Source organism: Natronotalea proteinilytica (assembly GCF_055379935.1).
In genome coordinates this window covers 2,219,504-2,236,042 of record NZ_AP043947.1, presented here as the reverse complement: position 1 = coordinate 2,236,042, position 16,539 = coordinate 2,219,504, and the positions used below count along the sequence as shown (strand labels likewise).

Genomic DNA, 16,539 nt, shown 5'->3' with positions numbered 1-16,539 from the left:
CCCTCGCGCCCTGGACGTGCCGAGTCTGAAGGGATGGCGCCCAGATCCGTCCGCCTAGCGGCGTCAGGATGACCTGCGGACGCGGCAGCATCCCGCCTCTCCTGGCGATGCACCAGTTGTGTATACACGGTAGCTCCTCTGAGGGGGACTTCATGAGAGCGTCCTATGGTTCCTTCTTCTCCGGGGAGGACAGCTAGAATGGAGGGAAAAAAACGTCTCTGAACCGAATCCTTTAGGATTGACACGCTACGATGAAGCGTCGTCTGACTTTTGTCGTGTACAGAGCTTGAAGACACTATAGTGGAGGGCGCCGATAATGAATCATTTCAACTGTTTCGGTATCGTCGTTGATATACAATACAAACTGGGTTCGTCCCATGTCTCTGATCTATGGCGATCCGTCATGGCTCTCTTCAGCAATGGTGATCGAAATGTATGTATCGATATCAGGATCATCAAAAGGCTGCGTGTCACCTGAGCGACGGGTGGTTTTGAGGGCAACACTCAGCTCGGAGAGGGCCATTCCGGGGTAGATCTTTTCTTCCCCAATGGCAAGCTTCCAGTCTGACGAGTGCATTTCCAGCGATGTAACGCCCCGGGGTCCATCTTGATACATTTCGTATTCGATTGTTGCCCCATCATACCTCAGCCTATACATGGACCGGTCCCTCGGAGAGTCAGCTCGGTCTGTGGCATTTGGGGCTTCCTACCAGCCGGTATACCTCCTTCAACGAAGAAGCGGATACGACCTCCGCAAAAGCAGAGGACTGTCCAACAACCGACTCGTCAGATTCGTTTTTTCCCCTCGCGCTGTCACGATGCAGCGTGACATGCTGTAGATCGCTTGCCTGGATGTACGGTACCTCTTCGGTCTGGAAGATAGCGACATCTTGGGCATAGCCCGGAGCCGCGACCAGGCACAGCGCGCACGCCGCGACCCAGCAGCGCTTTAGGAGCTTGGGAAGACCTGTATAGGTTTGCACGATACCATCAAACTCTAAATATAAAACTTGATCGTGTTGTAGTCTGCATCAGTAACCATGATGCTGTCCCCGCCAGCTAACGGATCTTCCACCTCAGGGCGTAGCACCGTTACAATAAAGTGATAGTCTCCTGTGGTGTAAAAGAAGTGCTGGAGGCGCTCGTTTTCTGAATCGGCAAAAAACGGGGCAAATGTTGCACAGGCCTCTGGATCGTCATCATTGTTCATGACCCGCACATCCTCGGGCTCTGCGTAAATGCCATCATTCTGTCTCGCTTCCTGATTTTCCAAAATATCTTTTAACCACCTTCGTGCCCTGTCGTTGTCTTCTTCGGGGCATTCATCCGACACGTGATAGGTGGCATGGCTGGATTCATTTGCGGTTGGTTCTGCTGTGGTTGATTCGGGTGGCACTCCGACGAAAAGAAGCAGGGCCAGTATGAGGGATAGGAGCTTCATTTCAAGTTGAATGGAGTGAAGTATTTCAAGCGTAGGAGGATGTGTATAGGTTTGCACGATACCATCAAACTCTAAATATATATCTTGATGATGTTGTGGTCTTCATCATACACGAAGATGTTACCATTGGGCGGAGCCATCGGATCTTCCACCCCAGGGCGTAACACCGACACATTAAAATGATAGTCCCCCGTGGTGTAGAAAAAATATTTGAGGCGTTCGTCTTCTACGTCAGCATAGAAGGCTGCAATCTCTGCACAGGCCTCTGGATCGTCATCATTGTTCATGACCCGCACATCCTCGGGCTCTGCGTAAATGCCATCATTCTGTCTCGCTTCCTGATTTTCCAAAATATCTTTTAACCACCTTCGTGCCCTGTCGTTGTCTTCTTCGGGGCATTCATCCGACACGTGATAGGTGGCGTGGCTGGATTCCTCTACGGTTGGTTCTGCTATGGTTGATTCGGTTGATACTCCAGCTAAAAGAAGCAGGGCCAGTATGAGGGATAGCGGCTTCATGTCATGCTGAATGAGGTGCAACATCTGAAGAGTTACAATCGGAGTACACCGCTGACCGGCCCCCATCAGGTGTGCTCCACATACACGGAGCGTGGCCATCTGCAAGGAGCGGCGCTTAGATCATTCCGCCCTGGGGCGTCAGGATGAGGTACGGGCGCACTTTCAGGGCTCGGCTACCTGCCACATGCATAACCAAGGCTTCAAATAGATACCCATCAGCGATCAGACAATCAAAACATGAGATGGCGCACCTCCGTGATCGTACCTTCGTCATCAAATCGAACTTCTATAAAGTAATAGTCGCCATAGTCTAGTCCGATTACAGCAGTTCCAGGCTGATTAGAGTTGTTAATCAATCCATACGACTTTGGAAACGCGGATTCAATTGAATCGATATCGTTTCCGACGTGCAGTTCAAACCCTTCCAGGCAGAGGGTATGGGCGGATGTTTTGACATTTATGCGTTCGACTTTTTCATCTACGAATGCGATCATAAGGTCGTCTCCATATCTATACTGCGTTTCTGTTACATCGGCTAACTCAACATAGTATTCCTCGATATCGTCAGGATCGCCAAGGATACTTGTGACCTCGGACACCCCATCACCGTATGTAATCTCTCCATTTAGCCCAACTTGCTCCGACTCCACGGTGTCGAATGGGGGCTCCTGTGCCCAAGCAAATGCAGGTAATAACAAAAGCAGAAAGATCGTCCCGTTCAATTTTGATCTGGCATTCATAACGGTCTGCGATACAGTGACTTTCACTTAGCCCGCACGCGGTGCGTGGCTGTTGCGCGATAGGGGTCATCAGGCCAGTAGTGCTTGGGATAGCGGCCCTTCATCTCCTTCTTGACCTCGAAGTACGTCTCGTCCCAGAAGTGCGCCAGATCCTGCGTGATCTGCGCCGAAATGAGCAGGGCCGCTCGATCGCCCAGCGCCTGCTGAGCGTCGGGGAGATGGTTCGGCTGCGCTCACCATGACAGGTTTTTTTGGAGGGGTTGGGACACAGAGTTTGGCACGATCTCCGTACCCTAACTTTCAGGTGTAACAGAGCACTAAGTGACCTCAACAATGGTTTTGGGGGTTGCCGGGTGGTTTGCCCTCCATCCTACCCTTCCTCCCCGAGGAGGAAGGAACCGTGGAAGGCCTTCATCAAGTCCCCCTCAGAGGAGGGGGATTTAGGGGGAGGGATTCTGCCAAATCACATATATTAGGCACTTATGCGAAACGAAGCACCGTACGAATGAGAGCGTGTATTAACAACGTCGGGGGCGCACATGATACCGGTTTGAAACGCACAAAACCCCAACTTCATACCTGTCTCTACTTACTGCTCTGTCACACGTCAATCTTGGGGGTAATGCCTATGCCCCCTAACGTACCGAGAAAAACCCACACCCTTGTCATTGCGAGCGGAGCGACGCGCCCCGACTGCAGTGAGGAAGTGCTCTTGGGGTGCAATCTCATGCTATCAGATCGGATGTAGCTGCCCAATCAACGGGATGAGATCGCCAGGTCGGTCGCGCCCTCCCTCCTCGCGATGACAATTTGGGACCATAACATTCAGGTGTGACACGCCACTAGCTAAGCCGTCTGAAACGCAGCCAGACGCGGTGCGAGCGGCTTCAAATGATCAGGATGAACCGCTTCGATGAGCGCCCGAGCCAGAATCTCGGCAGGGTCAATGAGCGGAACCAGGTCCATGTCGGCGGCAAGGGGGGTAAGCGGAAGCTCGGTGCAGCCCAGCACCACGGCGTCAGCACCTTTGTCAATGAGATGCTGAATCGCATCGAGCAGGTACTGCTTGGCCTGTGGGGTGGGTGGGTGACTTTGCGCTTTCAATCCAAAGGTGGTGCTGAAAATCGTATCATTCACCTGGGCTTTGGTAGAGGCATCGGGCGTAACCACATCGAACCCGGCGGCTTCGAGTGGAGTCCGGTGTAGATCCAATGCATAGACAGCTTGTGTAGAGAGCGTGCCCACGGTCTTGATATGCGGCATGGTATCCTGCATGAACTGCACGGTCTCGTCAATCATGTGGAGCAGACGCACCTGGTGACCGGTGCGAGCTACCTCTTCCACAAGCGTATCGAAAATAGCCGGTGCGTGTGCTGTGTTACAGGGCATGCCAGCCACAACCGCCCCGGTCTCGTCCAGCAGGCGCAGGATGTCGGCCAGCGCAAACGCAGGGTTGATATCCGTATCCCCAAACAAAAAAGTACTGCGATCTACGATGCGCTCCGGATACGACAGCAGAGCAACAGGAAGGTGGTCGTGATCGGACGAGGCGTTGGTTTGGGCCGTAATCTTATCAACGAGGTCGACCCCGGCGTGTGGGCCCATCCCGCCCAAAACGCCGATAACTTGTTTGGTGGATACGGACATGCACAACTGGCACTGGTAAACATTCGCTACGAACGCCCGCTCTTACGAAAGCCCGTAGCGAATGTGCCAGCCTTCTTTTCTCTTCCTGCAGCGGCCAATGGGTAAGAATCAGCAGAGCGCTGCACTAGCCCGCTGTTTCGGCCAGACGCTGGAGCGCATTCAGGTCAACAGTCGAAAACGCGTCTTCAATCGCATCAAACGACACATTGCGACCCGATACCTCCACGACAAAGCGTTGATCAACCAGTACCGTACGTTTTCCGCGTTCGCGATTGTTGTCGTACTCTTCGTGCATGCGGTGGCCCTGATAGTCGCCGGTGCGCTCAAAGCCACTGCTGGATTCGCGATCAACCTCCATGGTCATCATACCGAGACCGAGCACACTAAGCCCCGGAGCCCCGCCGATGTCGGTAATTTCAATTTCAATGCGCTCACGATTGCTGCCATCAAACTGGGTATTGGCCTGTACGATGGTGAACCCGCCCATTTGTTGACGAGCCCCTTCGTAGTCGGTGCGTTCTAAGCCACTAAGCTGCTCGGGCAACAGGTCGCGCAACTCACGAAAGTTAACCGGCTCGACCGGCTCACGGTCTTCGTTTTCCATTTCCTCTAACGACGAAGCCATCTCTTCGGCCCCCTCCTGCATTTGCTGAACAGACTGGGTAAGCTGAGATAGCGACTCACGTGTTTCTTCGTCGCACCCTACAAATAGAAGGGTGGCGGCTAAACATCCAACGGCAATTAATCGATGTATGTACATGGTACGGTGTGGCACTATTGTGGGGAACTATAAGGTAATGCTAAAGGGCGGGGTAGAACACCCTCTGGAGAGAACAAGATCAGCATCGGCTCCATTAGTTCCATGCGTGAAAGAAAGATGTATCCGGCCATATTAATAAGCCGGCGCCACCATCCAAACGAAATGAGCGCGCTGCATACCGCCTGGAAAGGGAAGATCTGTAAAGCCTCGGCGAAAGAAATGGAAGAAGCGCTGAACTATGAACCTTGGGCCCCTTCTCTGGTTGACACTGACCGCATTACCTATTAGGATGTGCATCGTCGTACGTTGCAAAAGGCAACATGCCTGCTCATAGTACGACACCATACAACACATGAGCGACCATCCCATTGCCCGGTCGTCTAATGGCAGGACAGCGGCCTTTGGAGCCGTTAGTGGGGGTTCGAATCCTCCCCGGGCAACATCCTCTCTTTGGAGTCCAATCTACGCATCCTGCATGTTCTGGCGTGCAGGATGTTTGTATGAAGTAGCAGGCCGCTTGCGTCTGCCACCCATGACTGGTCTTTTTCTTCCCCCTACCCCTGTATGACCACCGCTCCTCAAGAGAACCCCGTCGCGATTTACGGCGGGCGCTCGAATCCTGCGTTAGCCCGCGCCATCGCTCGCAGCTACGGCACATCGCTTGGCGAACTCACGATCCAAGAGTTTGCCGATGGTGAGATCTACGTGCGCTACGAATCCTCTATTCGTGGGGCCGACCTGTTCATCATCCAGAGCACCTGCCCGAGTGCCGAGAACTGGATTGAGCTGCTCATGCTCATTGATGCTGCCAAACGGGCCTCTGCAGCGCGTGTAACAGCGGTTATTCCCTACTTTGGATACGCGCGCCAGGACCGCAAAGACCAACCGCGTGTGTCTATTGCATCGAAGCTGATGGCGAATCTGCTTACCACCGCCGGGATCGACCGCATCCTGACAATGGAACTGCACGCTCCGCAGATCCAGGGGTTCTTTGATGTGCCGGTTGACCACCTGTACGGGTCGGGTGTGCTCATTGACCATCTGGAAGCGCTAAACATGGACAACTTTCTGTTGGTTGCGCCAGATGTAGGCGCCCTCAAAATGGTACGTGCCTATGCCAAGAAGCTCGGCACCAGCATTGCGCTAATCGATAAGCGGCGTCCGCGTGCCAACGAAGCCCGCGTGATGAATATTATCGGCGACGTGGAAGACAAGAATGTCATTCTGGTAGATGATATTGTGGATACGGCAGGCACGCTCACCCGTGCTGCTGAAGCGCTTCGCGAAGAAGGGGCCCTCGACATTATGGCCGCCTGTACCCACGGACTGCTTTCAGGGCCAGCCTACGACCGTATTGAAGCTTCCCCGATTGAGCGGCTCATCATCACCGACACCATTCCGTTAGAGCGGTCCTCCGACTCCATCGAAGTCGTTAGCGTGGCCCCCCTCTTTGCAAAAGCCATCCGACACATTTACACCGATAAGTCGGTGTCTACCCTCTTTAAAGATTGACGCAAGCAAAGGCAGCGCGCTTCCACTCTTAACACCGCTTTTGTGAAGCACAAGGAACCGCCGCCCCCCCTTTTCGCTTTGCACTGTTCTGCAGGCACAGCAGTCGCTTCCTTTCCGGGAATGCGACTGTTTAGTTTACAATTTTGCACGGTATACGGTCTTTCGATTCATGGATGCCCCAACCCTCGACGCCCATCCTCGCGAAACGGGAAAAAAAGCCACGCGAGCGATTCGTGAAAGCAATAACGTCCCCTGTATCCTGTATGGACGAGACACCGACCCGGTGCCGTTTCAGGTGCGTGTGCATGACCTCAACCGTCTGCTGTACTCGCGGCAGACGAGCGTGGTCAACGTCGACATGAATGGCGACGCTTGGAAGTGCGTTCTGAAAGACTACACGCTCCACCCGATCTCTGATCGTCCTGAGCACGCCGACTTCCAGGTGCTGCGCCCAGGTCGCCGGGTTACGCTTACCGTTCCCATTCGCTACGAAGGCATTCCCGAAGGACAGAAAAACGGTGGTGACACGCAGATCATCGTACGCGAGATGACGATCTCGTGCATGCCCGAAAACATTCCATCCGAGATTACCATCGACATCTCGGAGCTTGAAATTGGCGATGCGATCCACCTGTACGACCTCGACCAAGAGGCGTACCGGTATAAAATGGCGCAAGGCCAAACCCTCGTTACCGTTGTGGCGCCGCACCTCGAAGCCGTGGCTACCGACGAAGAAGAGGAAGAGGTCGAACTCGAAGAAGGCGAACTGCCCGAAGGCGAAGAGGGCGAAGTTGCCGAAGGCGAAGAGGGCGAGGCTGTCGAAGAAGAAGCCGCATAACGCCATCTCTCCCATACTGATCTACGAACCTCGCCCTCACTGTCTTTCACAGTGGGGGCGCGGTTGTTTGTAATGCTCTGATTTTGATTGCTATGTCTTCTCCTGAATGGCTTATCGTAGGACTTGGTAACCCAGGCGCGCAGTATGCCGCCACCCGTCACAATATCGGGTTTCAGGTTGCTGACATGCTTGCAGAGCGGCTGAATGTGTCGTTCCAATCACACAGCAATACAGCCTCCCAACTCGCTCAGGCGGTGCACCAAACCGTTCCCCTTTGGATTGCAAAACCGCAAACGTACATGAACCGAAGTGGGCATGCGGCCCAGGCGCTTTGCACACAGGCTGACCTCGATCCTAGCAAAATGCTTGTCATTGTAGATGACCTGCACCTGGATACGGGCCAACTCCGCCTGCGCCCCAAAGGGAGTAGCGGAGGCCACAACGGATTGCAAGATATTGCCAACCGGTTAGAGACCACGCATTTTCCGCGTTTACGCATTGGCATCGGACAAAACTATGCCCCTGGAGCACAATCCGATTACGTCCTCGCTCCCTTTTCTTCTCAGCAAGAGCCTGTGATTGAGGACGCACGCATCAAGGCGTGCAACGCCGTCCTGCGAACCGTTAACGACGGACTCACAGCAGCCATGAATAGATACAATGGATAGAGGTAACGCCTTCTACATTCAACGCACACAACCGGCCACCTGGTAGAGCGTGTGAAAGATAGCGGGCATATCCCCTATATCCCCCATTTTTGTTGAATCATTGCAAGAAATGAGGAAGCCCGTTGTTTGTGGGCAACACATCTGCTACATTGCATTCGTACCAACCCTTGACAGGGAATACAGGGCTGGCAACGTTGCATGTGCATCGCCCAAATGCGATGGCAGCGCTTCCAGCACCCGTTTCCCGCTCCTCCATCGACTCCCCAGACGCTGAATAGCTGCATCCTGATATGGCGAAGGTAGACGTCTCCATGCCCAAAATGGGCGAGAGCATTACAGAAGGCACAGTCATTGTCTGGCATAAACAGCCAGGCGATGAAATCGAGCAAGATGAAACCCTGCTCGAAATTGGCACGGATAAAGTAGATACCGAGGTGCCCTCTCCGGCAGCCGGGGTACTCGACGAAATCCTGGTTGAGGAGGGCGATACCGTTGAAGTGGGCACCATCATCGCCCGCCTTGAAACCGATGCCGACGCAGCGGCAGCACAAGCCCCTGCCGATGATGCGCCCGACACAACCGCGTCTGCCGCCCAAGAGGCACCGCCTGAGGAAGCACCAACGGACGATGCAGAAACCCAGCCCGAAGCGGCTCCCGCCACCAACGGTACCGCTCCGGCCGAGGACGATGTTGAAGTTGTCATGCCCAAAATGGGCGAAAGCATTACCGAAGGCACGATTATCGCCTGGTTCAAAGAGGTGGGCGACTCGATCGACCTGGACGAGACCCTCCTTGAAATCGGCACCGACAAGGTCGACACGGAGGTGCCCTCTCCGGCAGCAGGCGTGCTTAAAGAGCGTCTCGTCGAAGAAGGCGACACCGTAGAAGTAGGTAGTGTCATTGCCATCGTTGGTGCTGAAGCGGGGGCGGCCCCAGCGGCGTCTCAGCCGACATCAGACGATTCCACCGAAGATGCTGGCCAGAAGGCAGCCGCCGAACCGGCACCGTCGAGTACGACAACCACCACCGCCCCTGTAGATGACGGGCGCCCCATCGAACGGCGTGGATCTGACGGACAGTTCTTCTCACCTTTGGTGCGCTCCATTGCTGAAACCGAAGGGCTTTCCATGGCCGAGCTCGAGTCCATCGACGGCTCCGGGCGCGACGGGCGCGTCACCAAAGACGATGTGCTTGCCTATTTAGAAGAGCGGCCTGCCGATGCGCCGGCTCAACCGTCTGAAGCCCCATCCGGCGACAGCACACCTACCGAAGTACCGACGCCCTCGCCCGCGTCAACTCCGCAGGAGGCGCCCGCCCGCCCCGCCTACACGGTCGAACAAGGACCCAGCGCCGACAAGCTCAAGCAGCAGTACGGCGATCGCATCGATGTTGTAGAGATGGATCGGATGCGCAAAATAACCGCCGAGCACATGGTGCGCTCGAAAGCCACCTCGGCGCACGTCACCTCCTTTGCCGAGGCCGACGTCACGGGGCTTGTAAACCTGCGAAACCAGCACAAAGAGGCGTTTCAAGAGCGCGAAGGCGTGAAGCTCACCTTTACGCCCTTCTTTGTACAAGCCGCCGTAGAAGCCCTGCGCGACCACCCGATGCTCAACGCGTCGGTCGAGGGCGATAAAGTCGTTGTCAAGAAAGACTACCACGTTGGCATTGCCGTTGCTATTGGCAAGAAAGGACTGCTTGCTCCGGTAATCCGCAATGCAGGCAGTCTAAACCTGACAGGCTTGGCTCGCCAGATGGCCGACACCGCCAAGCGCGCGCGCTCTAAGCAGCTCCAGCCCGACGAACTGCAAGGCGGCACCTTTACCGTCACCAACATCGGCTCGCTGGGCTCCCTGATGGGTACGCCTGTCATCAACCAGCCGCAAGTAGGAATCCTGGCGACCGGCGCCATCAAGAAGCGTCCGGTTGTTGTTGAAGATCCCAATATGGGTGATGTCATTGCCGTGCGTCATATGATGTACTTGTCGCTCTCTTACGACCATCGCATCATTGACGGCGCTATGGGATCGAGCTTCCTCCACCGCTGTGTTGAAGTGCTCGAATCCTATCAGCCCGATGACGATCTTTTCTAAAAGCCAAGGATCCACATAAGACATGACATAGCCAGGCGCTGGAGACGACTCCAGCGCCTGGTTGTCGTTTAACAGGATACGTGTAATATATGTGTGTAATAGGAGTAACAGGGGATACGACAGAGCAGGATCGCTTCCCTACAGCATCTCCATAGCACGCCCATGCATCCATCGCGACAGCTATGCGTTTAGCGACGCGTCTCCGTTGATTCGACTGCTCCCTGCCGCCGAACTGCCTCGTCTCATCATGTCATCCGATTCTACCAATCCGCCGCTTGAGCTTTCTCTTCGTGAGTTGCGCGCGCACCTCGATGCGTTCTTGACCGAGTACCTAAGTGACAAGAGCGACGAAACCGTGGGCACCTATCGCCGCTCGCTCAACACGTTTCAGAAGTGGTACATCCAGCAAAAAGGGCGCTTTCAGTTTACCGAAGAAGATGTGCGCGCCTACAAAACGTACCTGACCGAGGAACGGGGATTGAGCCAGGTGTCGGTTTCGACATACCTAACGGCGCTCCGTCGCCTGTGCCAGTACCTGGTCGACCGGGGCGACCTCGATACGAATCCGGCCAAGGCCGTAAAGGGCAACCGCCGTCCCGATACGCACTCGCGAAAGGTTCTCACCGAGGCCGATATCGAAGCCCTGCACACGACCATGGATACTACCACGCCCATCGACAAGCGCGATACGGCGATGGTATACTGCATGCTGTACGCCGGACTCAGTGAAATCGAACTGGTACGGGCCGATGTGGGGGATTTTGAACACACCCTCATGGGGGCGGTGCTACGCGTACAGGGCAAAGGGCGTACCGTAAAAGATGAAGAGGTGCCTTTGGATGAGCCCGTGGTAGAGCGCATTGAAGCGTATCTGCAAGCGCGCAAGCAACCAAATCCAGAAGCCCCCTTATTCATTTCGCATGGGCGCCGCTCGATGGGCAAACGTCTGAAAACACGCTCGGTACGCGGACGCATCAACGACCATTTGAAAGCGGCCGGCATCAAACGGCCCGGTATCACGCCGCACAGCCTCACACATACAGCGGCGCTCATTTGGCTAAACAATGGCATGTCGATCGAGCGCGTCAAGGAGCGCATGCGTCACGGCACCCTCGACACAACGATGATCTACTACAAGAAGCAGGGCCTGCTGAAGCGCGACCCTGAAGAGATTGATGAATTGCTCAACGGATAAGTGAGGTCACACGTCGGTTTTGGGCATGCACCGCCTCGTTCATGCATTGTCATCTTGAGCGTAGCCGAAAGATCTCCCCCGAAATGGGCAGGGCCATTGGTTGGCCAATAGCTGCTGAACGCCGATGAGATGGTTCCACCGAATGCCATTCGGCGGCTACATGGGGCCTCCTCCGTCGGCCTTCGCTCACCATGACAGGTGGTTTGTTATTATCATCGCGCAGGCTCTTACTCCCCCTGAACTCCAACATTGACACGTGACTGTACTTAGCTGCTTTGGGCTAAGCGGGACCTAACTGCACGCTGATTTGATGGAGGCCGCCAAATGACGACCACGACGTGAATGCATAGTCAGCCCGAAGTGGCCCCAGATGTACGCCAAATCCACCACCAACCCCGGCCCAGTCGAGGCGATCGTTGAGCACCAGTTCACGGCTCCGCCGGTGGTTATAGCCGCCGCGCAGGGTAATCACTTCGCCCAAATAGGCTTCCACGCCGAACGTAAGATGTCCCAAAACCTGCCCGGCGGTGCCTTCATCGGGCAACGCCTCGCCCATGTTGTGAAGGTCGTACCCGGTCATTGAGAGCTGCACCGGTAGATGAGGCACCGAGCGTGCTACGCCGATACGCCAGTCAAACGGAAGCGAAGCGCGTTCGGCTCCCAGGTTGCTAAGCGTGCCGCCCATGTGGTGCAACGACGTACTAACCGACCATCCGCTCCCGGGCCAGTACGCCTGCACGCCCACATCGCCAGCAAGGGCTGTAGCTCGCGCCGTCTCAATGGCCGCGTACAAGAAGTGCAGGTTTGCACCATAACGCCAGTGCTCATCAATCGCTCCTGCCCACCCTACGGTAAGCCCTACGTCACGCGCATGAAACGCCTCGGTGGGCACCCCTGCCGCGTCGCGTCCATCGAATTCGCCCCAGTCTACGTAACGCACCCCTGCACTGACAACCGTTTCTTCCCCCAGGGCATGGCTGTAGGCAAGCATGCCAACTTGGCTATCGGCAATGAAGTCAGTGTAAGAAGCTACGCCCTGTCCGGCCGAGGTAGGATGGGCCAGCGCCGGATTATAAAAGAACGAAGCGGTGTCATCTGCCTTCACTGCAGAGAGGCTGCTGCCCAATGCTGCGCTCCGTGCCGATGCATCCAAACGTAAAAAGCTGAACTCAGAGAGCGCCCCACCAAGTTGAGCGTCCGCGGCGGAGGGAAAGGCACTTACGCAGAGCGCAAGACCCAGACATGCCAATACATAACGTACGCCTGCGGGCATAGCAATTTAGAAACCAACAAAGCAGTAAAGTGCGCGTCGTGCGGTTTTGTACCTACAGCATGCGCTACAGTTGCTTATTGAAAGACCACGCCATGTTGACAAGCCGTCAAGCACTGCAGGGTAGGGAACGGACGAGTGCCGGTTGCGTGCCATCCACGACACGGCTTTGGGAAGGCATGTCCTTCCGAAAGCTTTTGATAACGGGCTTCATCGCCCCATCATCACCGTTGCATACACGTTCCGCATTCCCCTTCTATGCTTGACTGGCTAAAGAACCTGTTCGGCGATCCCAATAAGCGCAAGCTGAAAAAGATCTGGCCGGTTGTTGACGAAATCAATGAAGCGTATGAGGAGCTGCAGGACCTGACGGATGAGGAACTCCGTGCCAAAACCGACGAGTTTAAGCAGCGGCTCCGCGATGCCGTAACCGATGTTGAGGCACGCATTGACGAAATTAACGAAACGCTTCGCCGGGCCCCCACCAGTTCCACCGCTGGGCTCATCGAGGAAGCCGACATTGGCGGCGACGGGCAGCCGCACGCGGCATCGTCTGATATCGACCCCCTCTCTCTTCAAGAGCGCGAAGAGCTACACGAAGAGCTCGATGACCTTGAAGAAGAATGGCTTGCCATCACAGAAGACGAGATGGAAGCCATCTTGCCCGAGGCGTTCGCCGTTATGAAAGATACCTGCCGCCGCATGATCGGGGAAACCTGGGAAGCCGGCGGAAGCACCATCGAATGGGATATGATTCCTTACGATGTGCAGCTTCTTGGGGGCGTGGTGCTCCACCGTGGCAACATTGCGGAAATGAAAACCGGTGAAGGAAAGACGCTGGTTGCCATTCTGCCGCTCTACCTGAACGCACTGGCCGAGCGCGGCTGCCACCTTGTAACGGTGAACCCGTACCTAGCCGAGCGTGATGCCGAGTGGATGAAACCGCTCTTTGAGTTTCACGGCCTTACGGTAGACGTCATCGACCGGTACGACCCCCACTCCAAGGAACGCCGCGCTGCATACCAGGCTGACATCACGTACGGCACCAACAACGAGTTTGGATTCGACTACCTGCGCGATAACTCGTTTGTGGTGCGTCCCGAACAACTGCAGCAACGGGGGCATCACTACGCCATCATTGACGAGATCGACTCGGTCTTGATTGATGAGGCCCGTACACCGCTCATTATTAGCGGCCCGGTGCCCGACCAGGAAAACGACCAGTATCGCGAGTTGCGCGACCCGGTTGAGAAAGTGGTGCGCGCCCAAAAGCGTCTGGTGAAGCAACTCACGCGCGAGGCGAAAGACCTCTTGGCCGAACGAGACAAAGCGAAAGAGGCCGGCGAGAAAAAGCGCGCCAATGAGCTCAGCGATGAAGCCGGATTGGCGCTACTTCGTGCCACCCGCGGCTACCCGCGTCTCGATGAACTGCAGTCTCTGCTTCAAGAGCAGGGTGTAGAACGCCTCCGCCAGAAAACGGAGTACTTCTACCTGCAGGAGAACGCGAAAAACATGCCCTTTGTGGACGATGAGCTGTACTTTGCGCTGGAAGAGAAAAAGCGCGCCATCGAGCTTACGCAGAAGGGCCGCGAGTATATCGCCAAAGTCATGGGCGAAACAGAAGATATGTTCGTCCTGCCAGTCGTGGGTGAGCAAATTGCCGAGCTGGAGAGCGACCATGAGGAAAAAGTTCGCCAGCTCGAAGCGGAAGTAAAAGCCCGCGACGACCTCTCCCGCGAGCAACGCGAAGAGCGGCTGCTCGACAAACAGCAGCAGATGGAGACCGAGTTGCAAGAACAAAAGCGGGAGATCTACAACGTCTACTCCGAACGCGCCGGTACGCTGCACGCGATCGAGCAGTTGCTCAAAGCGTTCACGCTCTACGAGCGCGATCTCGAATACATTGTAGAGGAAGGGAAAGTCCAAATTGTTGATGAGCACACCGGACGGGTGCTCGATGGGCGCCGTTACTCACAAGGGCTGCACCAGGCCATTGAGGCCAAGGAGGAAGTCGAGGTGCAAGCCGCCACGCAAACGTACGCGTCGGTGACGCTGCAGAACTACTTCCGGATGTACGATAAACTGGCCGGGATGACCGGTACCGCCGAAACCGAAGCGGAAGAGTTCAACGAAATCTACGAGTTGGACGTCATCGTAGTACCGACCAACGAGCCGGTACGCCGCGACGACAAAGATGACCTGGTCTTCCGCACACGCCGCGAGAAGTATAACGCTGTCATCGACAAGGTCAAAGAATACCACAAGAAAGGGCAGCCGGTACTGGTCGGTTCAGCGTCGGTAGAAGTATCGGAGCAGCTCAGCCGCATGATGAAGCGCGAAGGGCTGCGCCACAACGTACTCAATGCCAAGCAAGACCGCGCCAAGGCCGAGGCACAGATTGTAGCAGAAGCCGGCCAAAAAGGCGCCATCACCATCGCGACCAACATGGCGGGCCGCGGTACCGACATTAAGATCAGTGATGAGGTACGCGAACTCGGAGGACTCGCCATCATCGGCTCAGAACGCCACGAAAGCCGCCGTATTGATCTGCAGCTGCGTGGACGTGCAGGCCGTCAGGGCGACCCCGGCGAAAGCCAATTCTACGTATCGCTCGAAGACGACCTGATGCGCCTCTTTGGCTCCGATCGCGTAGCCAAGATCATGGACAAAATGAATCTTGAAGAGGGTGCGGTAATCACGCACCCATGGATCAACAAGAGCATCAAGCGGGCGCAGGGCAAGGTTGAGCAAAACAACTTTGCAATCCGTAAGCGTCAACTTGAGTACGACGATGTGCTTAACGCACAGCGCGAGGTTATCTACAAGCGGCGCCGTCAAGCCCTCACCGGCGAGCGCTTCCACGGCCAGATGCTGTCGATGCTGTACGAGCTGTGCGAAGCCATTGTGGAGCAGTACTACGGCGACGGCAACATTGCCGGACTTCGCGAAGAGCTCCTGCGCGTGCTCGCCTTCGACTTCGAAATCGACCGCGAGACGTTTGTCATGCTGGGCGAAGACGGCGTAGCTCTGCGTATCTTCGAGGAAGCCAACAAACACTACCAGCGCAAGCGGCAAGCGCTGGCCCAGCCGTTCTATGAGCGCCTGAAGGCCCTCAAGGAAGAGCGCGGCGAAGATACCCCCAGCCAAGTGTACGTGGACTTCACCGACGGACAGCGCCTTATGCGCGCTGTGGCTGATGTGGAGGAAGCTCTTGAAACCGACGGCGAGGAGATCAACAACGCGCTGGAGCGCACAGCCATGCTCTCCACCATCGATAGCAAGTGGACCGACCACCTCCGCGAACTCGATGAGCTTAAAGAAGGCATCGGCTTGCGTTCCTACGGACGCAAAGACCCGGTCGTCGAGTACAAGATGGAGGCCTTCGACTTCTTTGCTGATATGATGGAAGAAATTGGCCAAGAGGTCGTGTCGCTCTCGTTCCGCTCAGGACCGGTGGTTGATGATGCCGCACCTCAAACCAGTACCAGCGAGCCGAAGAGCCGCCTCGATCGCCGTCGCGCCAAGACCCAGCATGACTCTGCCGAACCCTCGTACGGCGTACAGTCTGGGGGTGGCGATGGCAGCGCTGCCGAGCGCGACCCGTCGGTCGACAAGCAGGAGCCCGTAACGGTAGCCAGCGAACCCGGGCGCAATGACATCGTCAAGATCCGCAACAACAGCACCGGGGAAACCGCAGAAATAAAGTATAAGCACGCCAAGAAAAAGCTGAAGCAAGGCTGGTCCATGATTTCGTAGGACGCTCGCGTAGAAAGGCGATCTACAACCTGACGATGTCCATGCGCTGTTGTATGTTGAGGACACACGCAACACGCCGTCGCTCTGCGGCCTGTTGCGCG

At 55.8% G+C, this 16,539-nt stretch carries 13 protein-coding genes, 1 tRNA gene and 1 pseudogene; 7 read left to right on the top strand and 8 right to left on the bottom strand.

Annotated elements, in window-relative coordinates; all coding sequences use genetic code 11:
- Positions 1–388: 388 nt before the first annotated feature.
- The 7 genes and pseudogenes from ACZ5AL_RS08865 to ACZ5AL_RS08835 all read right to left on the bottom strand — a co-directional run bounded on the left by ACZ5AL_RS08865 (position 389) and on the right by ACZ5AL_RS08835 (position 5,106).
- Positions 389–616 (bottom strand): hypothetical protein, encoded by a 228-nt coding sequence (locus ACZ5AL_RS08865; protein ID WP_464510012.1) that lies wholly within the window; start codon positions 614–616, stop codon positions 389–391.
- A 381-nt stretch (positions 617–997) separates the two neighbouring features.
- Positions 998–1,441, bottom strand: coding sequence for a hypothetical protein (locus ACZ5AL_RS08860; RefSeq protein WP_464510011.1), 444 nt, complete (start codon positions 1,439–1,441; stop codon positions 998–1,000).
- A 71-nt stretch (positions 1,442–1,512) separates the two neighbouring features.
- Entirely contained in the window at positions 1,513–1,983 is a 471-nt protein-coding gene (locus ACZ5AL_RS08855) for a hypothetical protein (protein WP_464510010.1), read from the bottom strand.
- A gap of 206 nt (positions 1,984–2,189) precedes the next feature.
- Positions 2,190–2,657: a hypothetical protein gene (locus ACZ5AL_RS08850; protein WP_464510009.1), complete on the bottom strand. Its 468-nt coding sequence runs from the start codon at positions 2,655–2,657 to the stop codon at positions 2,190–2,192.
- Positions 2,658–2,722: 65 nt separating this feature from the next.
- Positions 2,723–2,863, bottom strand: a pseudogene (locus ACZ5AL_RS08845) (ATP-dependent helicase C-terminal domain-containing protein); the annotation flags it as partial.
- 682 nt (positions 2,864–3,545) lie between these two features.
- A complete protein-coding gene (locus ACZ5AL_RS08840; protein ID WP_464510008.1) occupies positions 3,546–4,346 on the bottom strand; it encodes an aspartate/glutamate racemase family protein in 801 nt (266 codons plus the stop codon).
- 124 nt (positions 4,347–4,470) lie between these two features.
- On the bottom strand, positions 4,471–5,106 hold the full coding sequence (locus tag ACZ5AL_RS08835) for a hypothetical protein (RefSeq protein WP_464510007.1): 636 nt from the start codon (positions 5,104–5,106) through the stop codon (positions 4,471–4,473).
- Between the two features lie 369 nt (positions 5,107–5,475).
- Between ACZ5AL_RS08835 and ACZ5AL_RS08830 the strand changes: the two genes are divergently transcribed.
- The 6 genes from ACZ5AL_RS08830 (at position 5,476) to ACZ5AL_RS08805 (ending at position 11,412) form a co-directional block, all read left to right on the top strand.
- Positions 5,476–5,546 (top strand) — tRNA-Gln (locus tag ACZ5AL_RS08830).
- Positions 5,547–5,670: 124 nt separating this feature from the next.
- Positions 5,671–6,618 carry a ribose-phosphate diphosphokinase gene (locus tag ACZ5AL_RS08825; RefSeq protein WP_464510006.1) on the top strand — a complete coding sequence of 316 codons (948 nt, stop codon included), beginning with the start codon at positions 5,671–5,673 and terminating at the stop codon, positions 6,616–6,618.
- A gap of 169 nt (positions 6,619–6,787) precedes the next feature.
- The gene (locus ACZ5AL_RS08820; RefSeq protein WP_464510005.1) at positions 6,788–7,456 is read left to right on the top strand and encodes a 50S ribosomal protein L25; all 669 of its coding nucleotides are present in this window, start codon (positions 6,788–6,790) and stop codon (positions 7,454–7,456) included.
- A gap of 92 nt (positions 7,457–7,548) precedes the next feature.
- Complete coding sequence (gene pth / locus ACZ5AL_RS08815; RefSeq protein ID WP_464510004.1) at positions 7,549–8,124, top strand: aminoacyl-tRNA hydrolase; 576 nt, start codon at positions 7,549–7,551, stop codon at positions 8,122–8,124.
- A 290-nt stretch (positions 8,125–8,414) separates the two neighbouring features.
- Positions 8,415–10,217 (top strand): 2-oxoglutarate dehydrogenase, E2 component, dihydrolipoamide succinyltransferase, encoded by a 1,803-nt coding sequence (gene sucB, locus ACZ5AL_RS08810; protein ID WP_464510003.1) that lies wholly within the window; start codon positions 8,415–8,417, stop codon positions 10,215–10,217.
- A 247-nt stretch (positions 10,218–10,464) separates the two neighbouring features.
- Positions 10,465–11,412, top strand: coding sequence for a tyrosine-type recombinase/integrase (locus ACZ5AL_RS08805; RefSeq protein WP_464510002.1), 948 nt, complete (start codon positions 10,465–10,467; stop codon positions 11,410–11,412).
- Between the two features lie 280 nt (positions 11,413–11,692).
- Here the strand turns inward: ACZ5AL_RS08805 and ACZ5AL_RS08800 are convergent, their stop codons facing one another.
- Entirely contained in the window at positions 11,693–12,685 is a 993-nt protein-coding gene (locus ACZ5AL_RS08800) for a PorV/PorQ family protein (protein WP_464510001.1), read from the bottom strand.
- Between the two features lie 255 nt (positions 12,686–12,940).
- On the opposite strand from ACZ5AL_RS08800, the gene ACZ5AL_RS08795 reads away from it, so the two are divergent.
- Complete coding sequence (locus tag ACZ5AL_RS08795; RefSeq protein ID WP_464510000.1) at positions 12,941–16,438, top strand: preprotein translocase subunit SecA; 3,498 nt, start codon at positions 12,941–12,943, stop codon at positions 16,436–16,438.
- Positions 16,439–16,539: the final 101 nt, after the last annotated feature.